The sequence below is a fragment of the Bacteroides timonensis genome (assembly GCF_000513195.1).
GTDB lineage: Bacteria > Bacteroidota > Bacteroidia > Bacteroidales > Bacteroidaceae > Bacteroides > Bacteroides timonensis.
The window spans coordinates 1-22,319 of record NZ_CBVI010000087.1; the positions used below are offsets into that span (position 1 = coordinate 1).

Annotated in this window: 19 protein-coding genes and 1 pseudogene; 5 read left to right on the forward strand and 15 right to left on the reverse strand. The window is 43.1% G+C overall.

What is annotated here, in order from left to right; translation table 11 throughout:
• From BN161_RS30595 to BN161_RS15755, 6 genes and pseudogenes are all read right to left on the reverse strand, one after another.
• Window positions 1–114, reverse strand: a pseudogene (locus BN161_RS30595) (IS982 family transposase); the annotation flags it as partial.
• 112 nt (window positions 115–226) lie between these two features.
• The gene (locus BN161_RS15735) at window positions 227–1,126 is read right to left on the reverse strand and encodes an SDR family oxidoreductase (RefSeq protein WP_022209280.1); all 900 of its coding nucleotides are present in this window, start codon (window positions 1,124–1,126) and stop codon (window positions 227–229) included.
• Between the two features lie 43 nt (window positions 1,127–1,169).
• Entirely contained in the window at window positions 1,170–1,715 is a 546-nt protein-coding gene (locus BN161_RS15740) for a hypothetical protein (protein ID WP_044267918.1), read from the reverse strand.
• Between the two features lie 224 nt (window positions 1,716–1,939).
• On the reverse strand, window positions 1,940–2,719 hold the full coding sequence (locus tag BN161_RS15745; protein WP_044267920.1) for a hypothetical protein: 780 nt from the start codon (window positions 2,717–2,719) through the stop codon (window positions 1,940–1,942).
• A gap of 25 nt (window positions 2,720–2,744) precedes the next feature.
• Entirely contained in the window at window positions 2,745–3,440 is a 696-nt protein-coding gene (locus tag BN161_RS15750) for a response regulator transcription factor (protein ID WP_044268001.1), read from the reverse strand.
• A gap of 33 nt (window positions 3,441–3,473) precedes the next feature.
• Entirely contained in the window at window positions 3,474–5,111 is a 1,638-nt protein-coding gene (locus BN161_RS15755; RefSeq protein ID WP_044267922.1) for a sensor histidine kinase, read from the reverse strand.
• A 378-nt stretch (window positions 5,112–5,489) separates the two neighbouring features.
• Here BN161_RS15755 and BN161_RS15760 point away from each other — a divergent pair, with 378 nt between their 5' ends.
• Window positions 5,490–7,643, forward strand: coding sequence for an outer membrane beta-barrel family protein (locus BN161_RS15760; RefSeq protein ID WP_044268004.1), 2,154 nt, complete (start codon window positions 5,490–5,492; stop codon window positions 7,641–7,643).
• Between the two features lie 101 nt (window positions 7,644–7,744).
• Here BN161_RS15760 and BN161_RS15765 read toward each other — a convergent pair whose 3' ends face one another.
• Both BN161_RS15765 and BN161_RS30140 read right to left on the reverse strand, forming a co-directional pair.
• On the reverse strand, window positions 7,745–8,185 hold the full coding sequence (locus tag BN161_RS15765; protein WP_044267924.1) for a VOC family protein: 441 nt from the start codon (window positions 8,183–8,185) through the stop codon (window positions 7,745–7,747).
• A 193-nt stretch (window positions 8,186–8,378) separates the two neighbouring features.
• Window positions 8,379–8,705 carry a hypothetical protein gene (locus BN161_RS30140; protein WP_209441906.1) on the reverse strand — a complete coding sequence of 109 codons (327 nt, stop codon included), beginning with the start codon at window positions 8,703–8,705 and terminating at the stop codon, window positions 8,379–8,381.
• 53 nt (window positions 8,706–8,758) lie between these two features.
• On the opposite strand from BN161_RS30140, the gene fucO reads away from it, so the two are divergent.
• The 3 genes from fucO to BN161_RS15785 all read left to right on the forward strand — a co-directional run bounded on the left by fucO (window position 8,759) and on the right by BN161_RS15785 (window position 13,448).
• The gene (gene fucO / locus BN161_RS15775) at window positions 8,759–9,913 is read left to right on the forward strand and encodes a lactaldehyde reductase (protein ID WP_007214009.1); all 1,155 of its coding nucleotides are present in this window, start codon (window positions 8,759–8,761) and stop codon (window positions 9,911–9,913) included.
• Window positions 9,914–10,117: 204 nt separating this feature from the next.
• Window positions 10,118–11,677 (forward strand): TlpA disulfide reductase family protein, encoded by a 1,560-nt coding sequence (locus BN161_RS15780; protein WP_044267927.1) that lies wholly within the window; start codon window positions 10,118–10,120, stop codon window positions 11,675–11,677.
• 100 nt (window positions 11,678–11,777) lie between these two features.
• Window positions 11,778–13,448 (forward strand): formate--tetrahydrofolate ligase, encoded by a 1,671-nt coding sequence (locus BN161_RS15785; RefSeq protein ID WP_007214018.1) that lies wholly within the window; start codon window positions 11,778–11,780, stop codon window positions 13,446–13,448.
• A 62-nt stretch (window positions 13,449–13,510) separates the two neighbouring features.
• On the opposite strand, the gene BN161_RS15790 is transcribed toward BN161_RS15785, so the two are convergent.
• The 7 genes from BN161_RS15790 to pyrB form a co-directional block, all read right to left on the reverse strand.
• Window positions 13,511–14,539 (reverse strand): hypothetical protein, encoded by a 1,029-nt coding sequence (locus tag BN161_RS15790; RefSeq protein WP_044267933.1) that lies wholly within the window; start codon window positions 14,537–14,539, stop codon window positions 13,511–13,513.
• A 12-nt stretch (window positions 14,540–14,551) separates the two neighbouring features.
• Window positions 14,552–14,740: a hypothetical protein gene (locus BN161_RS15795; protein ID WP_029328575.1), complete on the reverse strand. Its 189-nt coding sequence runs from the start codon at window positions 14,738–14,740 to the stop codon at window positions 14,552–14,554.
• 258 nt (window positions 14,741–14,998) lie between these two features.
• A complete protein-coding gene (gene glyA, locus BN161_RS15800; RefSeq protein WP_044267937.1) occupies window positions 14,999–16,279 on the reverse strand; it encodes a serine hydroxymethyltransferase in 1,281 nt (426 codons plus the stop codon).
• Window positions 16,280–16,383: 104 nt separating this feature from the next.
• Complete coding sequence (locus tag BN161_RS15805) at window positions 16,384–17,136, reverse strand: porin family protein (protein WP_044267940.1); 753 nt, start codon at window positions 17,134–17,136, stop codon at window positions 16,384–16,386.
• A gap of 23 nt (window positions 17,137–17,159) precedes the next feature.
• Window positions 17,160–17,726: a flavin reductase family protein gene (locus BN161_RS15810; RefSeq protein WP_044267943.1), complete on the reverse strand. Its 567-nt coding sequence runs from the start codon at window positions 17,724–17,726 to the stop codon at window positions 17,160–17,162.
• Between the two features lie 126 nt (window positions 17,727–17,852).
• Window positions 17,853–18,314, reverse strand: a complete 462-nt coding sequence (gene pyrI / locus BN161_RS15815; protein WP_007214025.1) for an aspartate carbamoyltransferase regulatory subunit — start codon at window positions 18,312–18,314, stop codon at window positions 17,853–17,855.
• Window positions 18,315–18,351: 37 nt separating this feature from the next.
• Window positions 18,352–19,281, reverse strand: a complete 930-nt coding sequence (gene pyrB / locus BN161_RS15820; protein ID WP_044267946.1) for an aspartate carbamoyltransferase — start codon at window positions 19,279–19,281, stop codon at window positions 18,352–18,354.
• 683 nt (window positions 19,282–19,964) lie between these two features.
• Here pyrB and BN161_RS15825 point away from each other — a divergent pair.
• Complete coding sequence (locus BN161_RS15825; RefSeq protein WP_044267948.1) at window positions 19,965–22,286, forward strand: transglycosylase domain-containing protein; 2,322 nt, start codon at window positions 19,965–19,967, stop codon at window positions 22,284–22,286.
• The last annotated feature ends 33 nt before the right edge of the window (window positions 22,287–22,319 follow it).

The following is a 22,319-nucleotide window of genomic DNA, read 5'->3' on the forward strand; positions in this document are numbered from 1 at the left end:
CTTATGAACGGGCGATTTCTCTTCAATCATATATTTTTCTTGTTGCAATGCAAATTCTTGGCAGAAATCATCTGCCAAACAATATATTTCTGTAACTTTAGCCTCTGAGAACATAGCGGTAATTGTTTTAAATGTTATAATTTGACACTATAAATTTAATACTTTTATCGCTATTCTCCTAATAATCAGACTAATATTTTACTATCTTATATCGAACTCACGTTATTTAAAGATTGAACATTAGTTTTATTCCTTCTTCCAGAGTATGTGGTTGGTATCCCAGTTCTCTGCGTGCTTTTTCAATGCTTAATCCGCTGAAACGGGGACGGGGAGTTGTTTCTCCCATTTGCTTGGTAGTGACTGGCAGAATTAATGAATAATCCAGATTCAACGTATCTGCTACACGATAAGCAATATCGGCTATAGTCAGACATTCCGAGCCACAGATGTGATAAATGCCATTATTGGGATGATTTATCAGTTTCTCTATTCCTTGAGAAACATCGCCTACATAGGTTGGCGTGCGCCACTGGTCGGAAACCACCCGTATTTCTTCATTATTTCTTAAACGATTGGCTACCAATTGCAGAATATTCCCGTGTTGCCCCGGCAGGGCGGCACCATAGACCACTACCACACGTGCGATGGCATAATTGCTACAGAGCTCAGCTACCCGTTTTTCACCTTTCAGTTTGGTTGCCCCATAATAGTTGACGGGATCAGGAGTATCTTCTTCTGTATAAAGCTGCCCTGTATCTCCATTAAATACAAAGTCAGTAGATAGATGTATAAAGCGTGCAGCGGATGCTTCGCATCGGAATGCCAATTGTCCCACAGCATTGACATTGATACTGTCTGCCTCCTCACGGTGTGCTTCGCAATAATCAGGAACGGATAATGCGGACGTGTTGATCACTATATTCGGGCGTACTTCCCGGAACAATGCGCTTTGTTCCCCCATCTGGCAGATGTCTGCACTGATGAAACGATAATTCCCGGAATCGGGAGCAATGTCGTCATGCAGAGAACAACCTGTTACTATATACTCGTCATTGCGTGACAAATCATTCAATATCCGGCGTCCTGTGAAGCCATTGGCACCTATTACCAATACTTTTTTCTTCATATTCATATTATTTCAGTATATAATCCCTTGACTGTAGTCTTTTTTAGTAAGGTCCATTCCTTCCTTGTTGTACTTCGATTCTAATTCCGAATGATCCGTTTGCCGACTTCAGTTCGAAAGCGCCTTTGAAGTTATTCCGTTCCCACGGCAGGGCAGAAGGATTAGGGACTTTCCGTCCGTCCTTGTCATACTCTCCATAAGTATTGATGCGCATTCCATTCTTCAGCCGGAAACTTCCCATTTGCAGGTTTTGGGGAGATGATCCGAAACCTGTCAGTCCAAAAGGGTTCATACTGTATATGGTGGAGCTACCTAAACTAAATAAGTGTGAGTAGCCTTGTGAGTAGGTCACATTCGGGTCCAAGCGAAACAGAAAACTATAATCTTTGCTGGCATCGGGAATGTCTAAAGTCATTTTGGGCATTTGGGGAGCTGCCATTTTCATCAGGTTCATATCCAAAAGGAATCCATCAAAATTCTTTGTTGCCGGCATATTCATACTGCGAACACTGTCAGCGGGTACTTCATTCTGGGCATTTACCCTGAAAGAAAGAAGACAGAAAAGTATGATTAGTCCTGTATATTTCATCACTTAATGGTCTTTATTTAATGGCGAATATAAGAAATAAGTATGAATTATGGAAATATATAGCATTTATTAAAATAAAACTTGTATATTATATGCTGATATTTGAGTATTGTTGTTATCTTTGGAGCGTAAATAATTGAATTGGTTTTATAAGCAATCTATTTGTTCCTCTCTAACCGGTAAATGAACGGGCTGTATCTCATGTGGAAATGCAGCCCGTTTTTCTATTTCTTTTTTCTATTGAGATGAATCACTGGACTAAATATCGGTACTGTTTCCCACTTCATCTTCGAAGCATTGTACACTCGTTCCACGCCTCCTTGTATTTCCAGATAATCATTGACTTTCATTTCTAGAACAGCACCGTAGTGGCTTTGTGGATACATTGGACTCATATATCCGTTCAGTGAGTTCTGTTTGCCGAAACCCGAATATTGCCCGAAGAAGCGGATGCGCATGAAATCATTAATGCGATAGGCGGCGGAAGCATCCAATCCGATGTCGAATTGAGCACCGTGCATACGCGATGGCATGGTGTATTTGGCTGTATACATACCCCCTGTTAGTTCCCAACGTTCGTTGGGACGATATATAAAATCGGCACCTGCCTGGATAATTGTTCCCATTGTAGGGTAAGTATTGTAGGTACTGAATGTGCTCAATATACTATTGGGTGAAAGCTGAAAAGCACCGTAATGCTCGTAATCCATCACGAAAGGATCGTAACTGCTGACCATCTTTCCCATTCTAATATCCATCCACGGAAAGTTGGGATAATAAGTCGGAAGAATGATGCGTAAGTCTGTGCTATCCATGCTGAGAGAAGTCTTTACCGACATGTCCCGATTGGGAGCGGCAGCTGTTCCGGGGGGAGGAGACAACGGTTCTTTTCCCATTTCCGTGGGAAAACGATTCAATAATGTGCTGTCCTTTGTTTGCTCGTTTTGTGCGGCAATGCGAAAGGAAACAGTGAGAAGGAACAGAATGATGAATAGTTTTTTCATAAATCGTTATGCGTTAACGGAAGTTTCAGTTGATGATAAGTTTGTATCCGATCCCTCGGACATTGACAATGCGGATACGTTCGTCTTTACAAAGTTTATGTCGTAATTTAGTGATGAACACGTGCAGGCTGCGCGAATTGAAGAAACTGTCGTCCCCCCAAAGATCGAGCAGGATATTCCGGGTATTCACTACCTGATTACGGTTTTCGCACAGGCGTTTCAGGATTTCGGCCTCGCGGTGGGAGAGTTCCTGCTCTATTCCGGTATGGGACAATATCTGTGTGACAGAGTTGAAATGGTAATCGCCTATCTCGAAACAGGTTTCTTTCTTCTTCGGTTCTTCTTTGAATGTAAATGCTTTGCCCGCCAGCGCTTTAATGCGTACAATAAGTTCCTGCATGCCGAAAGGCTTTTTCAGATAGTCGTTGGCCCCGAGTTCAAAGCCTTCTACCACATCATTGATGGAAGAACGGGCAGTGAGAAAAAGTACCGGAGTTCGTTTGTCGGTTTGACGGATGTGGCGTACCATTTCAAAACCATCCATACGGGGCATCATAACATCTGCTACCAGTACATCAGGGCGTAAGTCGAAGAACATACGCAGACCTTCCTCGCCATCGGCAGCAGTATGGATGATGAAGTTCTGGCCTTCCAGCGTATCTTTGATAATCATGGCGAGGGTTTGTTCATCCTCAACCAGCAGTACCTTGATTTTGTCCATATCTTGATTCATTTTCATAATAAGCAATGTTATTCAGATTCTTATTGTAAAAGTACTTCCTTTTCCCGCTTCACTTCGTACGGTTACAATGCCACCGTGCTTTTCTACCATTGTCTTTACATAGAAAAGCCCCAGTCCGTAGCCTTTGGTATTGTGGATATTTCCTGTCGGAACCCGATAGAATTTGTCGAAAATGTGAGCCTGTTTATCCGTAGGGATACCAATACCGTGGTCTGTAACTGAGATTTCCACTTGTTCCGTTTCCTTTTTCCGGCAACAGATCATTATGTCTGCTTTATCCGGAGAGTATTTGATGGCATTATCTATCAGGTTACTCAGAATATTACTAAAGTGTGTACGGTCGGCAATGATTGTCAGGTCTTCCGGTGTAATGTCGAGATTGATTTCTACAGGCTTGCCCGCTTTCAGCTTATGCTGTTCGATGAGTGCCGGGAACAGATCGTGCAAGCTGAGCGTCTCCGGATGCAGACGGAAGGTTTTACGGCGTTCCATACTCATGGAGAGAATTTGTTCCACCAGTCCGCTTAATCGCTGTAACTGTTCCTGGCAGATACCCAGATACTTATCCCGTTGTTGCTTGTCTTCTGCCAGATTAAAATTAAGCAAAGCGTCGTTGGCGGCATACGCCACGGCAATAGGTGTTTTGAGCTCGTGGGTGATGTTGTTGGTAAAGTCGCTCTTCATCTCTTCCAGTGTTTTCTGCCGCAAAATGGTGCGGATAAGAAACCAGAAGGAGAAACCCAATATAATAAGGATAACGAATGATGTGGTAAGAATGCCGCTCATCTGCCGCAATACAATCTTATAAATAGGTTCTATAGTGAGGCGGTAACTTTGATTGGAGTGAATGTCGAAAGCATAATTATATTGTTTTGCTTTTTCACTGGGTATGTATCCGGGAGTCCCGACAATGGCGAGCGTATCAGTGTAAACCAGCGTTGAGTCCAGATCGGTACCGGAATGAAGGCGCTCCAATCGGTAGGGAAGTTTAAGCCCCCGTTCTTGCAGATAGGTATTCAGCAGACTGTCATAAACGGCTATATCAGGTTCTATAAAAATGTCCAGTCCCGAGTGCATTCCACGCTGGATGAAAGTGGCAAGTTCCACCATACTGCTTTGGTCACGCAGCATCATGTCTATTCCACCTTCGGCTCTTAAAGAAGCCCGAGGTTCATCCTCATTAAGCACTGTATCTTCCAGGACCTCTTTTACTGAATCTCTTTCTGCCCAGACTGAAATATTTGTGCCTTCCTGTCCCCGTGTGAAAAGGATATCTCTTGTCGAGTCATTTGGGTAACTCACTGAGACGCTGTCATACTTCATAGGGATACCGTCTTTTAAAAGTGAACGGCTTCCGGCACTATCTGTTTGGTTAACAGTTGTACTGCTGCGGACAAATGATTTTCCGGAATCGGAATTGTATCCTGCTGAAACCTCTACGGAACCGTGGGCTTTATTTTCTTTTTGCATCTCCTTTACACGAAGCATCATTTCATTATAATCGCTCATGCGCATGGCTTCCACGATGCTTTGTTCCAGTTCGTGCTTCATTGTTTTGTATAGCCCCGTGATCCAGTATGCCTGGTAAATGAAGATACCCAGCAGAGAAATTATAACTAATATAGCAATAGGTTTGAATGGCAGTTTCATGTAGCTCTTGTATTGTTATGCATACAAAGATAGGAAAGATAACCGGTACATGTATGGACGGTAAGACTAAATAACACTTCTGATAACACTAGATAAGACTACGTAAGTTCCGGATAACACAAAGTCCGGAAGATTTCACCGTACTTTGCAGCGCAAGAGATTAAGGGATGATTCGCTTTGTATGAGGCATTTTAGGCAAAAGCTATAAGGATAATCCTGTTCACTCCCTTGCATGATTGGGTGTCAACCAAGGTCAACCGGCCTGTCAACCAAGGCTAACGGATCTGTCAACCAAGGTTGATCGACCTGTCAACCAAGGTTGACACCCAGTCATCTCTAAGTCTGAACACATTTATGTCGTATCTAAAACAAATGAAGATGAAGTCTTATTACTATCTTTCCCTGATGCTATGTGCATTGAGTGCAGGAGTTTCCGCTCAGGAAATAACAAAGAGTACGGATGTAGAGAGCGAACGGACGCTCAGTGCGGACAGTATTATGACACAAGACAAGCAGCTGGACAGTCTTTACCAATCTCTTCCTGAAGTAATGATTACCGGACAACGTCCCATCGTGAAAGCGGAGCAAGGTAAACTGGTGTACGATCTTCCGCGTCTTATCGGTAATCTGCCCGTAGATAATGCTTATGACGCTGTGAAGGAACTGCCGGGCGTAACCGAGATGAATGGCGGGCTGATGTTGGCAGGGCAGGGGGTAACTGTAATATTGGATGGCAAAGTTACCACCATGAGTACCGAACAGCTTTATTCTTTATTGAAAAGCATCCCGTCCAGTCGCATTGAGAAGGCGGAAGTGATGTACAATGCTCCGGCACGCTATCAGGTGCGGGGTGCACTTATCAATATCACATTGAAACAAAGCACCGGAGGCCCGTCTTCCTGGCAGGGAGAGCTTTATGGCAAATATAATCAGAAACATTGCGAGGGCTTCAACGAACGTGCCAGCCTGATCTATAACGGAAATAAATTCTCAGCGGATTTTCTTTACTCACACAACCACGGACGGGGATATTCTTTAACCGATAAAGAAGCTATGCACTCTCTGGCGGACGGTTCGGTTCATCACATCACAACCGATGAGATGGGCCGGAGCCGTTCACATACCCATAGTTTCCGGGTAGGGGCGGATTACAATATTGCCAAGGACCATCAGCTGAGTTTTGTTTATAATGGAAGTTATTCGACTTACCACAGCCTGATGGATATTTACGGTACGCAGCAGTCCAACACCCGTAGCAACAGCACCGATTGGCTGCACAACGGACGTCTGGATTACCGTGCGCCTTTCGGATTGAAAGCCGGTGCTGAACTGACTTATTACCGTTCTCCGTCCGATCAGTTATTGCATAGCAGCATGCAAGGCGAAGAACTGGCCTTTTATACCGAAGACTGTCAGCGCATCAATCGCTGGAAATTCTTCCTTGCCCAGGAGCATAAGCTGGGTCGTGGATGGGGATTGAATTATGGTGCCGTTTATACTACCAGTATCGACCATAGTTATCAATACTATTATGATACGGAGAAGGATGCGGGAACAAAGGCAGGTGTGAGCACAGGTATTCCCGATAATATGCAATCCCGCCGTCGTGAACAAACTTTGAACTTCTATGCGGGTTTCAATAAAAGTTTCGGTGATAAACTTTCTCTGGATGCTTCGCTTGCCGTGGAACATTACAAGACGCCGGTATGGAATCAGTGGGACTGGTATCCTACCATTAATCTGAGTTATATGCCTGCCCCCGGCTATGTTTGGCAATTGGCTTTGAGCAGCGATAAGGACTATCCTGATTATTGGGCAGTGCAGGACGCTATCTCTTATCTGGGCGGTGGATATTCTGAAATACATGGGAACCCGTTCCTGAAACCAGCTCAGGAATATCAACTTCAACTGACACATATTTTGAAGAGTAAATATATCTTTAGTGCATGGTTTACCCATACGAAAGATTACTCTACCCAGACTCTTTATCAATCTTCTGAACGTCTGGTGGAAATCTATAAACATTTGAATTTTAATTACCAACAACAGGCAGGAGTACAGGCTTCTATACCTTTTGATATAAAGCAATGGTTGAATTCTCGTTTAACTTTGATTGGTGTATGGCATCATGAGAAGGATGATGATTTCTGGGATATTCCTTTTAATCGGAATATTTGTTATGGTATTGCCGTACTGACAAATACTTTCACTCTTTCTAAGAAGCCTGATCTGAAGCTGACACTGACGGGAATGGCTCGTAGTAAAGCGACTCAGGGAATTTATGATTTACCGTCTTCAGGGTATGTAAATGCTGCTTTGCGGTATGGTTTTGCCAAAGGAAAGGCTATTCTGAATCTTTATTGCAATGATATCTTTGAGACGGGACAGATAAAACCACGTATCCGCTTTGGTACGCAGAACGTGACGAATGATTATGCTTGTTTCAGGGAAATCGGGGTGTCGTTTACGTATAAGTTCGGAGGATATAGGGAGAAGAAGAGGGAGGAGGTGGATACGTCGAGGTTTAAGTAATGTTGTGTGTGTGTACTTTTTCTTTCGGCTTGTCCCGAAAGAAAAAGATACCAAAAAGAAAGGGACCCCGGCTACGTCTCCGGTGCTACTCCGGCACTGCGCTAAAATTTCTTATCTTCTTCGAGGAGTTCCTGGCTAAATTGTTCCACAGCAAGAGGGGTAGAGAGTTCTATCAGATTTTCTTCGGGATCGCGCAGGTACACGCTACGCATACCCCAATCGGGCATATCCGTAGGTTCATTGATAAACGTTACACCCTTGGCTTTTAGGGCAACAAAGGTTTCGTCTACATTATCTACACAGAATGCGAGCATTGATTTTTCACGCATCGCAACAGGCTGTTGCTTATCTTCATTGCCTACTGAAGGTGTCATTGAATCGGAAGCAAAAAGGGCAAGGCCTTCTATTCCGTCGGCCACTTTAAAATAGGCGTATCCGCTAGTTTCATCTCCCCAAGCGGATTCTAATCCGAGTTGTTCTGTATAGAATTTGAAGCATTTGGCGAAGTCTTTTACTAATAATCTTACGTTGCTGAATCTCATTGTTTACTGATTAATGATTTGTAATCTGTTACTTATAATCAAGATGCAAATATAACCAAATCTATTATCATTCTATAATGATTCTATTGGATAGCGTTTCAAAAATCCGTATTTACCTCAACCCCGATCAGAAAAAACAATCAATTCCATCCCACCATACGCCGCATGGTCCCCCGGCCTCACTGTAGGGGCGTCAAGCGCAGGTCGTATTTTCAGCGTTAAGAAGGGCAGGCTGTTTGAGCGTAGCGAGTTCCTGCCCTTTAGCTGGAAATGCTACCGAAGTAGCCCCGGAAGTGCAGCCTTGAAAAGCCCGTTTTAGTGAGAGCAGCCGCAAGCTTGCTTGAGGATGCCGAACGTAAGGGCTTTCTGTAATTTTTCTTTTGGTATCTTTTCTTTTGTCTTGAGACAAAAGAAAAGTACTCTCACTCCCACCAGCATAATACACATTAAAAAAATCAGAATCTTTTGCCCCTTCCTCCTCTATATTTCTTAATTTTGTCGGAACAAAATGAAGTATCAACCTTCCGCACACTTAATCTCAAAATGACACTGCGGAACCTAAATTATCGTATTATGATTAACAGATTCGTCTTGAACGAAGTATCCTACTTCGGACCGGGTGCCCGCGAAGTGCTCCCACAGGAAATTAAACGTCTCGGCTTGAAAAAAGCCTTTGTATCTACCGACAAAGATCTGATTAAATTTGGTGTAGCCGACAAGGTGCTTTCCGTACTGGATAAGGCAGGTATACCCTATGTTGTATTCAGCGATATTAAACCAAATCCTACGGTTAGTAATGTAAATGCAGGTGTGAAAGCGTTTGCAGAATCCGGTGCCGATTTTATTCTGGCTATTGGTGGTGGTTCTTCCATCGATACATCAAAAGCTATCGGCATTATCACTAATAATCCGGAATTCAGTGATGTGGTTTCTCTGGAAGGAGTGGCGCCGACTCAGAAGAAATCCGTACCTATCATTGCTCTGCCTACTACAGCGGGAACGGCTGCCGAGGTAACCATTAACTACGTGATTACCGACGAAGTGAATGAAAAGAAGATGGTATGTGTAGATCCGAATGATATTCCTGCCATCGCCATTGTAGATGCCGAATTGATGTACACTTTGCCTAAAGGGCTGACCGCTTCTACGGGATTGGATGCATTGACACATGCTATTGAAGGTCTGATTACTAAGGGAGCTTGGGAAATGAGCGATATGTTTGAAATTAAAGCTATCGAAATGATTACCCGTTATCTGGAAACGGCTGTGTTTGAGCCGACGAATGCAGAGGCGCGTAATGGTATGGCGGTAGCGCAATATATTGCAGGTATGGCTTTCTCTAATGTAGGTTTGGGCGTTGTTCACGGCATGGCACATCCGTTGGGTGCTATTTTCGATATACCTCATGGTGTGGCTAATGCGTTGTTGCTGCCTATCATTATGGAGTTCAATGCTCCTGCTGCGCTTGATAAGTATGTGGAAATTGCTAAGGCGATGACAGTATATAAAGAAGGAATGAGCCAGGAAGAGGCTGCACGTGCTGCCGTAGATGCGGTGAGAGCACTGTCAGTAAGAGTAGGTATTCCGCAACACCTTTCTGAATTGGGTATCAAGGAAAGCGATCTCGATAAGCTGGCTACGGCTGCTATTGCCGATGTTTGTACACCGGGTAATCCTCGCGAGGTGACGAAGGAGATTATTCTGGATTTATACAAAAAAGCGTTGTAATAAGTGATTAGGGGTTAGTGATAAGTGATTAGTGCTGCGCTATAATGCCGCAAGGAGACTAATCGCTTATTACTAATCCCTAATCAATTTTCAAACTATTATATTACTGTAAATTACGAAATAGTCGTAATTCACTTGCTAATCTCGGTGGAATCATATAGTTTTGTGGGCAGATATATAATTTTATAACCAAACAATACATATATGAGAAAAGGGATTGCGATGTTATTCTTATCAGCAAGTGTTTGGACAGCACAAGCTCAAGGGACTTTTACAATAGAAGGACAGGTAAAGAATGTAGAAGACGGAACTTTAGTCACCTTGTTTCGTTTAGATGGAAATGTGGGCAACAGTATCGGTGTTGATACGATTCGTAACGGACATTTTCGTTTCCAGGCAGAAACATTGGGAAATGAAACCGAAATAGTGGACATGATGGGAAGAAGTGACAAGTTTCCTTCTATGAGCTTAAGGCTTTGGGTTCGTCCGGGAGATAATATACAGATAAGCGGTGAAAACACACTGATACGAACTTGGGATGTGAAAAGCACTGTTCCGGAACAAGTGGCTAATCAGGCTTTTATAAACGACTCACGCGAATTGTGGAATGAATATCAGCGCAATGCTTTATTGCAGCGTGCATACCGCCGGAAGTATGCAGAGAGTGCGGTGGACGAAGAAAGACAGATGATACGTGCACAAGTTGACAGTTTGCGGAAGGTAGAGGATAAGATTAGTATCTGTATTGATGCCAACACTATAAAACGCATGAAGCAGATTCCTGTTGACGATATTTGGCTGGAGCAGTTGAGAAAGTTGGCAATGTCGGCTAAGTATACTGAAAATTATCCCTATAAAGAAGAAGTGATTGCTCTGTATGAAGGACTGGCCGATGAGAAAAAACAAACCTCTTGGGCAATGGATACATATACATATCTCTTTCCTCCCCAAGTAGTGGAAGTGGGTGATGAAATGGCAGATGCTGATTTGTACGACCTGGAGGGAAATGTACACCACTTGGCTGATTTTAAAGGTAAATATATCATGTTGGATTTCTGGAGTCGTGGTTGCGGTCCGTGTCTTATGGCTCTACCCGAAATGAAGGAAGTGGCTGAGATGTACAAAGATCGCTTGACGATAGTAAGTCTGAGCATTGATACCAAGAAGGGGTGGGAAGCAGCTTCTAAAACCCATGAAATGACTTGGCAGAATCTGAGTGACTTGAAAGGAAGTAATGGATTATATGCCAAATACGGAGTACGTGGAATTCCAAATTATGTCCTTATTTCACCTGAAGGACGCATTGTGGAAAAATGGTTCGGATACGGGAAACAGAGCCTGAAACGAAAACTCCGCCGCCTGCTGAATGCAAACGAATATGTGATGAGTTTAGGGGAAGAGAATGGACATAAAGTGGTGAACTTCCCGACGGTGAAGAAAAGCAATAACGATATTCCTGAAATCCGCCAGGTAGTGTTGACGGATACTGCTACGATCTTGCGGATTCGTGCCTATTATATACCCAAATATTGGATACAAATTATGAAGAATATCCAGTTAGTAGCGGACAATGGAACTGTATGTCCGGTTCTTCGTTCGGAAGGTATTCCTTTAGGGGAGAAATTCTATATGCCGGAAAGTGGAGAGGCCGATTATACTCTTTATTTCGCTCCACTGCCTGACGGAACGCGTTCTTTCAATATGGTCGAACCGGGAGACTCGAATTCAGACCGTGTCGAAGGTATTGCTTTGACACTTGAATAAGATAACAGAGGCTTTCTTTCCCTAAAATCTTGCTATCTGCACTCTTTTTCGTACTTTTGTAGCTTTCAAAAAGAAAGTTTTATTTAAAGAAGTTCTCTGTATGAAATCAGACATTGAAATAGCCCGCAGCATAGAGCTGAAGAAGATTAAGCAGGTAGCCGAGAATGTAGGTATTCCACGTGAAGAAGTAGAAAACTACGGACGGTATATTGCTAAGATCCCTACACATCTGATTGATGAAGAAAAAGTGAAGAAAAGTAACCTGATTTTGGTAACTGCTATTACTGCTACCAAAGCAGGTATTGGTAAGACTACGGTTTCCATCGGTCTGGCATTGGGGTTGAATAAGATCGGCAAGAAAGCCATCGTCGCTTTGCGTGAACCTTCGTTAGGACCTTGTTTCGGCATGAAGGGTGGAGCGGCAGGTGGCGGTTATGCCCAGGTGCTTCCTATGGAAAAGATAAATCTGCACTTTACAGGAGATTTTCATGCCATTACTTCGGCGCATAATATGATATCTGCATTGCTCGACAATTATCTTTATCAGCATCAGGCGGACGGATTCGGGTTGAAAGAAATCATCTGGCAGCGCGTGCTCGATGTGAACGACCGCTCTTTGCGTAGCATTGTCACCGGTTTAGGTCCCAGTACGAACGGTATTACCGAAGAATCCGGCTTTGATATTACCCCTGCATCCGAAATTATGGCTATTCTTTGTCTGGCAAAGGACATAGACGACCTGAAACGACGGATTGAGAATATCATCCTTGGTTTCCGTTTTGATGGTTGCCCGTTCACTGTGAAAGAGTTAGGAGTAGCAGGAGCCATCACTGTCCTGCTGAAAGATGCTATCAATCCGAACTTAGTTCAGACAACCGAAGGATCGGCAGCTTTTGTTCATGGTGGTCCCTTCGCAAATATTGCGCATGGTTGTAACTCTATTCTTGCAACGAAAATGGCAATGACTTTCGGAGATTATGTTGTAACGGAAGCCGGTTTCGGTGCCGATCTTGGTGCGGAGAAATTTTATAATATCAAATGTCGCAAAAGTGGATTGCAACCTAAACTGACAGTGATTGTGGCTACTGCACAAGGTTTGAAGATGCATGGAGGTGTCAGTCTGGATCGTATTAAAGAACCCAATATGGAAGGATTGCAACAAGGCTTCGGTAATCTCGATAAACATATACGCAATCTACGTTCATTCGGTCAGACAGTGCTGGTTGCCTTCAATCGTTTTGCCAGTGATACGGACGAGGAGGTAGAAGCAATCCGCCGGCATTGCGAAGAGAAGTTAGGTGTAGGGTTCGCTGTCAATAATGCCTTTGCAGAAGGAGGAGAGGGAGCTGTGGAGCTCGCTAATCTAGTAGTGGATACTATTGAGAAGAAACCTTCTGAACCCTTGAACTTCAGTTATAGTGAAAATGACAGTGTAGAACAAAAGATAGAGAAGATAGCTTGCAATCTTTACGGTGCCAGTGTGGTAACTTACAGTATCCATTCACGTAAAATTATCAAATTGATAGAGAAGATGGGCATTGGTCATTATCCCGTTTGCATTGCCAAAACACAATATTCTTTCTCTGCCGATCCAAAAATATACGGTGCGGTGAACAACTTTGAATTTCATATCAAGGATATTGTAATCAATAACGGTGCGGAAATGATTGTTGCCATCGCCGGAGAAATTCTGCGTATGCCGGGGCTTCCCAAAGAGCCACAAGCTATGCACATTGACATTGTAGATGGAAATATAGAAGGATTGAGCTAACCATCGGAAAGTATAAATATAGAAATAGGGGATGCCGGTATTTACTTGCATCCCCTTTCCATTTATTTCAAATCATTCAACATGGCTTTCGGGTCTTTGGCCAACTGTTTCCAGTCGTAGTTTCTCAATAGTCCCAGAAGTGTAGCAATCACAATAACAATACGTGCTGCCCAAAGAACGATAATAACAGCCAGTGCAATAAGACCGAACTTCATGGCGTAGATAATCATGCTATCATCATCACGGGTTTTACTTCCATCGCTCCATTTAGTTATGGTGGTGGTCACATATAAAGCGCCGGCAGCACCCACTAAAGCTCCTGCAATGCCGAATAATATCTTTTTGAGACCGGTAGCCATTTTGTCTTCACGGCGACGTTTAGTAATCATATATCCACGTGGACGGCAGGCAAAAATATAAAGTACGATCCAGATAAAACACCAGATCGCTTCCCATCTTTCACGCCATACTCCGGCATCGGCGCGATCTACCAGGTGCTTTTTATAAGTTTCCACATTATATGCTTTCAGTTCTTTTATTTCTTCAGTGGCATTTTCCATATATTTTTCATAAAGACTGCGTGTTTCTTCAGAAATGGTATCTACTGCCAACTTTTGGCTATAACTATCAATGTAACTTTGTTGCCGGGTGATAGCTTCGCTGAGTTCAGTCTGCACTTGCTCATCAGTCAGAGCCTGTCTCTTTGCTACATAATCCTGTTCGCTTCCGGCCTGATAGAAATAATAACATCCCATAATGGCTACACAGATGATGATCCACCATGCGAATGTCCAATGCCGCTGTTTGGACCATTCCAGCACTTCGCGCGTATCAGCCATTACCTCCATTAGTTCGGTATCCGACGGGTCATCAATGGCTGCTTCCGCTTGTGTCAGCAGATCTTCCATGTCCCTTGTTTCTTGGGCTGTTCGAGGATAATAATCTTCATCCGGCTGTCCATGATATCCGGCTGTTTCCCATGCTTGGAACAATAGTTCTTCCGCTTTTTTGTTTCTTTCGTCTTCAGTATTTACATTGCTGTATGTGGTGTTCATACCACCCTGCATGTGTTTCTTGTTTGCTGAACTCATAGTATTGCAGAATTAAATAGTTTGGGAATTGTTGTTTGCTTGTACCTGTCTCAACTGTTCACGCATTTCGGCGTCTTTTTTGTCCCGGTGACCTTTGTAAGCTTTAAACCCGAAGGTCAGTACATTCCATACACCTTTAAAAAGAGCGATAACAATTTTCAGCATAATCTTACCTGTAGCTACTCCAATGTTTTCTGACATAGTAATTAAAGTTTTAAAGTGAATAATAAATGTAGTTTCCAAAAATAGGGAAATGCAAGCAGGAGTATCCTTTCAATACAACAAAAATAGTGTCAATGCGTAAAAAAAAGAGGTCCGTAGCCTTTATCACAAAGGCTACGGACCATTTTACAATTTAACTATATATTTAATCATTCATATATATACATTTTTTCTCAAAAATGTATATACCTTGTCGGCCGGAAAAACTAAACCGGCTGACTCGTAAAAACAAATTTCTTAATATGCGAACAGCGGATATTTCTCCATTGTCTTATTCACGCGTGCGCGAACTTCGGCAATAACCGCTTCGTTTTCTACATTGGACAGAACCGTTTCAATCATTTCTGCAATTTCCAGCATCAGATCTTCTTTGGCGCCACGAGTAGTGATGGCAGGAGTACCCAAACGGATACCGGAAGTCTGGAATGCAGAACGGCTATCGAACGGAACCATATTCTTGTTTACAGTGATATCGGCAGATACCAATGCTTTTTCAGCAATTTTACCTGTGAGATCAGGATATTTGCTACGCAGGTCGACCAGCATAGAGTGATTATCCGTACCACCGGAAACGATTGTAAAGCCACGGTCGATTAATGCTTGTGCCAGTACGGCCGCATTTTTCTTCACCTGGGCAGCATATTCTTTGAATTCGGGTTGCAGAATTTCACCGAATGCAACAGCCTTTGATGCAATGACGTGTTCCAACGGACCACCTTGGATACCCGGGAATACGGCTGAGTCGATCAACTGAGACATCATCTTGATTTCACCCTTCGGTGTTGTTTTGCCCCAAGGATTAGGGAAGTCTTTGCCAATCAGGATGATACCACCGCGGGGACCACGCAAAGTCTTATGTGTGGTAGAAGTAACGATATGAGCATACTTCACAGGGTTTTCCAGCAATCCGGCTGCAATCAGTCCGGCAGGGTGAGCCATATCGATCATCAGGATAGCACCTACTTTGTCTGCGATTTCGCGCATACGCTTGTAGTCCCATTCGCGGGAATATGCTGAACCACCACCGATGATCATCTTTGGTTTTTCGCGCAAGGCAACTTCTTCCATCTGGTCATAGTCCACACGACCGGTTTCCTTATTCAGATTATATTCACAGGGAGTATAGATGATACCAGAAGTATTTACTAAAGAACCGTGTGAGAGGTGACCGCCGTGAGCCAGATTCAATCCCATGAATTTGTCACCCGGATTCAATACAGCAAGGAATACAGCTGCATTAGCCTGTGCGCCTGAGTGGGGTTGCACGTTAGCCCATTCTGCACCAAAGATTTCCTTTATGCGGTCGATAGCAATTTGTTCGCTCTGGTCTACTACTTCGCAACCTCCGTAGTAACGTTTGCCGGGATAACCTTCTGCATACTTGTTAGTGAGACAGGAGCCCATTGCCTCCATTACTTGGTCACTTACAAAATTCTCTGATGCAATCAGTTCAATACCTTTGAGCTGACGTTGATGTTCTTTTTCGATGATATCGAAAATTAAATCGTCTCTTTTCATTTTGCTTACTTAGATAAGTTTGATAAATCTGTGTTCTCTTATTAAGCGCACAAATTTACGGTAAAAAAATGAATAAACTGTCAGAAAAGACAGAAATTTACTTTCTAAAAGAATACTCCAAAGGAAAAGCTAAGAACATTGTCTCGCCGGTGGAAACGTATTTCGTCGGCGGGTGGATCACCTTCGGCGACGCCGTCATCATAAGTTACTTTGCGGGATATATTATGTACTCCTATGTCATAGCGGAAATCGAAGAAAATGCGGGAGATAGTAACGGCTACTCCAAGGGTGAAGCTGAGGTTCAGCGGACGCAGCCTTTCTTTGATTCCCTGCTGGTCGAAATTCTCAAAAGTAACTTCGCTCTTTTTATTCCAGATATAACGAAATTTAGGACCTCCGAATACAGCCAGACTATAGGGACCCTCCTTAATAACATTATATCCGTAGATCACAGGAATGTCTACACTATGGATTTCAGAAGTTATAGATGCCATTTCCAAAGGAGCATCCTCTGCGGCAGGTTTTTCGAAAGTAATATTGCAGCGGTTGATATTGTAGGATATTTCCGGTTGCAGGAAATGACGTTCAAAGTTGATACGCATAAAGACAGAGCCGAAATAGCCTATCTTGTAGTTATTCTGCACCTCGTCTATGGTGATTCCGTTTAATGTAAGATTAGATACAAGAAAGAGGGAAGAGGTGAATCCACCTTTAATACCGAAGTTCACCGGACGATCATGGTGATGCTTCTTCAGTGGTTCTTCAACCGCTGTACCGGGCACAAGATGAGATTGCCCCCACGTTGTAGCGGGGAAAAACAAAAGGCACAGGATAAATATTTTCAAAACTTTGTTCATCACTTATCACTAACCATTAATCACTATCTTTTCTTTTCGACAGACCAGCCAAATTTACCGATCTTTTCACCCAATTCATAGTATCCTCCATGTACGTAAACCAGTGGATTAGCTTCCGCCAGCTCCAGTTTTCTGGTTTCCGGGTTTAGGTTCCGGTCGTCGGCACGCACGTTTACCACATCGGCAATAAACATATCATGCGAGCCAAGTGACATGATTTCCTTTACACGGCATTCTATACACAAAGGGGATTCTTCAATAAGAGGGGCATTGACCACAGTACTTTTTCCCGGTGTCAGATGCATTTCTTCAAACTTATTGTAGTCTTTCCCAGAACGTACACCACACCAATCCGTTGCACGCGCCATATCTTTGGTCGTGAGATTAATGACAAACTCCATATTCCGTTTTAGAATTTCATAGGAGTGGCGTTCGGGACGTACTGAAATATAGCACATGGGCGGGTTCGTACAAATCGTTCCCGTCCATGCAATTGTCAATATATTATATTCTTCCGGAGTGCTTCCGCAGCTTACCAATACGGCAGGAAGCGGGTAAATCATTGTTCCGGGCTTCCAGTCTTGTTTCATGACTAAAGAGTTATAAGTTACGAGCTACAAGCTACAAGTGCCTTTCGGATGGTTGCTACAAACTATAACTATAAAGCTAGTATTGCGTAGCTACTTGTAGCTCGTAGCTTTTGTAGCTTGTAACTCTTATATTATTTCAATTTCGTTCCTGTTTTGTTCTTTCTCGCAATAATGGCATCGGATCACACAATTCTCCTTATCCACTACATGGAATAACGTCGCCATGGGCTCGTTGTTCGTGATACATTTGGGGTTAGCACACTTTACAATGCCGCGAAGTTCTTCAGGAAGGCTAACTTCACGTTTTTCCACCACTTCATAATCCCGGATAATATTCAGTTTCACATTAGGTGCTACCACGGCGATACGATTAATTTCGTCATCGCAGAAAAATTTATCCGCAATTTTAATAATACCTTTAGTACCCAGCTTTCCGCTTTTGAGATTAAAGCCAATGGTGATATTGTTATTCATGTGTTCAAGTCCCAGCAAAGAGACTACAGTGAATAGATTTTCAGAGGGGATATGGTCGATAACTGTACCGTTTTCTAATGCGGCAACCTGTAATTCTTGTTTTTTTTCGCTCATAGTTTTCTGATGTAACTTCAATTGTAAACTTGTCAAATCATTCTTTCACATCATCCAGTGTGATGCCTAATACATCGCAGAGAATAGCCTCACGGGCATACAGACCATTTTGTGCCTGCTGGAAGTAGTAAGCTTTCGGATTATCGTCTACGTCATAAGCGATTTCATTGACGCGGGGCAGGGGATGCAGAATGCACAAATTGGGACGGGTATGTTCCAGCATCTTGTTGCGCAGAATGTAAACGTTCTTCACCCGTTCGTACTCCATGAGGTCAGTGAAGCGTTCACGCTGCACACGAGTCATGTAGAGGATGTCGGCATCTGCTATGGTTTCTTCCGTAAAGTCTGTATGTTCCACGTATTTGATGCCATGATTGCGGCAGTAAATTTTGTATTCTTCGGGCATTCTCAATTCATCAGGAGCTATGAAGTGGAAAGTCGGGTTGAAGTGGCGCATTGCCATCAGCAGTGAGTGTACGGTGCGGCCATATTTGAGGTCACCAACGAGGAAAATATTCAGGTTCTCCAGTGTACCCTGGGTCTTGTAGATGGAGTAGAGGTCGAGCATCGTTTGTGAAGGATGCTGGTTGGCTCCGTCTCCGGCATTGACGATAGGCACAGTGGTTACTTCGCTGGCATAGCGGGCGGCTCCTTCCAGATGATGCCGCATCACGATGATATCGGCGTAGTTGCTCACCATTTTGATGGTATCTTTTAGGGTTTCGCCTTTCGAAGAACTCGTTGCTTTGGGGTCACTAAACCCGATTACACGGGCTCCCAAGCGGTTGGCTGCTGTTTCAAAACTGAGTCTTGTGCGGGTAGACGGCTCGAAAAAGAGGGTGGCAACCACTTTCCCTTCCAGCAGCCTACGGTTGGGACGGGCTTCAAACTGCTTCGCCATCTCGATCATGTAGAGGATTTTCTCCTTGCTATGCTCGGCAATGGTGACTAAACTTCTGTTTTCCATATCGTTCGTTATTTTGTTTCTTTTCGAGAGTTCAAAGGTACGGAAAAGATGCGGAGTACGGAAGAAAGACGGGAGAAAATAACGAAAAAAAATAATGCCATGGGTAAAGTTCGTTCATCCGGCGAGATGAATGCCGGAATTTATTTAAAATAATCTGCTGCAGCGGCAGTGTTTTTTCTTTTTCTTTTTCTGCTGTTGTTATTATATATATAAAAGAATATTAAGAAAAAAGTGCTATTTATTAGGCGAAAATGCTGAAAAATAGCGATTTGCCATTTTCAGGGAAACGCCGTTGCTATAGCAAAAAATGCGTTTTTTGGTTCAAAAGTAGCATAGCAAAGGCCTTTCCCTATGCAAAAAACGTGTTAAAAAAGAGTTAATTTCTTACTTTCCCCCGGCGGAAAATGCCGCATTTCACCGTTTCAAACGCCACACCTCATCGCCGCAAATGCCACACTTTATCACCCGAAATGCCACACCTCATCACTCGAAATGCCACACTTGGCGCTTGCTGAAGTGTGGCGTTTTGCCCGTCAAGGTGTGGCATTTCCGATGATAAAGTGTGGTGTTTTAAGAGTTTTCTATAGAATTTATAAGGGTGTTCCAATATAATTCCGTACCTTTGCCTTGTTATTTTTACAGGTAATCTATTTTATTGATTTAGTGAATTTACAGTAATAAACATGATAAAGAACATCATAAAAATCCTTTGGATATTCTTAGCCGTCATAGTATTGGCTTGTGTCACTGTTTTCTTCTCCATTGCAAAAGGTTGGATAGGCTATATGCCTCCTGTCGAAGATCTGGAAAACCCCAATTATAAGTTTGCTACACAAATTTTCTCAGAAGACGGGAAAGTGCTCGGAACTTATTCATTTAGTAAAGAGAATCGTGTGTATGTAGGCTATAATGATCTGTCTCCCAATATTATCAACGCATTGATTGCAACGGAAGATGTGCGTTTTGCCGAACATTCCGGAATTGATGCCATCGCATTGTTCCGCGCTATCGTGAAGCGTGGTTTGCTGTTCCAGAAGAATGCGGGTGGAGGTAGTACGATTACACAACAATTATCCAAACAACTTTATTCGCCCAGTGCGGACAATGTAGTGGAACGTTTGTTTCAGAAACCCATAGAGTGGGTGATTGCCGTGAAATTGGAACGTTATTATACCAAGGAAGAGATACTTACGATGTATCTTAATAAATTTGACTTCCTGAACAATGCGGTCGGAATTAAGACTGCGGCCAACACTTACTTTGGTTGTGAGCCGAAAGACTTGAAAATGGAAGAAGCCGCCACATTGGTTGGTATGTGCAAGAATCCATCTTATTTTAATCCAGTACGATATAATGAACGTTCACGCGGGCGTCGTAACGTGGTGCTTGATCAGATGCGTAAAGCCGGATATATCACAGCGGAAGAATGTGACTCTTTGCAGGCCCTTCCGCTTGTTCTGAAATATACTCGCGTTGACCATAATGAAGGAATGGCAACTTACTTCCGCGAATATCTGCGTGGTGTATTGAATGCAAAGAAACCTGTAAAGGGAGATTATCGTGGTTGGCAGATGCAAAAATTCTATGAAGATTCTCTTGACTGGGAAAATAATCCTCTGTTTGGTTGGTGTGAAAAGAATACTAAGAAAGATGGCTCTAAATATAATCTTTATACAGACGGTTTGAAAATTTATACCACTATTGACTCCCGTATGCAGCAATATGCAGAAGAGGCGGTAGAAGAGCACCTGAAAGAATTGCAAGGCTATTTCTTCAAAGAAAAGAAAGGACGTAAAAAAGCGCCTTACAGTAATAGAATTACGCAGGAGCAGGTAGATGAAATTCTTACCCGCACCATGAAACAGTCCGACCGTTATCGTATCATGAAGAAAGCCGGGGCATCGGATGCCCAAATAGAAAAAGCTTTCAATACACCTGAAGAAATGTCGGTATTTACCTGGAATGGTGAAAAGGATACAATCATGACACCTATGGATTCTATCCGCTATTACAAACACTTCCTCCGTGCAGGTTTTATGTCTATGAATCCGCATAATGGGCATGTGAAAGCATATGTCGGAGGGCCTAATCATCATTATTTTAAATATGATATGGCAATGGTAGGTCGCCGTCAGGTGGGGTCCACCATTAAGCCTTATGTCTACACATTAGCTATGGAGAATGGCTATTCTCCTTGTGATGAAGCGCGTCATGTGGAATATACTTTAATTGATGAAAACGGCAAACCGTGGACGCCCCGTAATGCCAATACTAAACGTTATGGAGAAATGGTGACTGTTAAGTGGGGATTGGCTAACTCTGACAACTGGATCACAGCGTATCTGATGAGTAAGCTCAACCCATATTCTCTGAAGCGTTTGATTGAAAGCTTTGGTGTGCGTAATCGTGAAATTGTGCCGTCAGTTTCTTTGTGTCTTGGTCCTTGCGAAATTTCGGTAGGAGAAATGGTCAGTGCTTATACTGCATTCCCCAATAAAGGTATCCGTGTAGCTCCACTGTTTGTAACTCGCATTGAAGATAATGACGGAAATGTATTAGCTACGTTCTCTCCGGAAATGGAAGAAGTTATCAGTGTTTCCAGTGCTTATAAGATGTTGGTTATGCTTCGTGCCGTTATTAATGAGGGAACAGGTGGACGTGTTCGTCGTTTGGGTGTGAAAGCTGATATGGGTGGTAAGACCGGAACAACTAACTATAATGCGGATGGTTGGTTTATGGGCTTTACTCCTTCACTGGTATCCGGATGCTGGGTTGGTGGAGAAGAGCGCGATATTCATTTCGATACTATGCTGCATGGGCAAGGTGCTTCTATGGCATTGCCTATCTGGTCTAAATATATGGTAAAAGTGCTTGGAGACAAGACACTGGGATATGATGAAAATGAGACATTCCAACTTCCTGAAGGTTTCGATCCTTGTAAGGATAATGGGGACGTTAATTTTGAATCGGCATCAGAAACTGGTTTGGATGACTTCTTTGATTAAAGTTCAAGTGTCGGTCTAAATTCTTGATTTCGA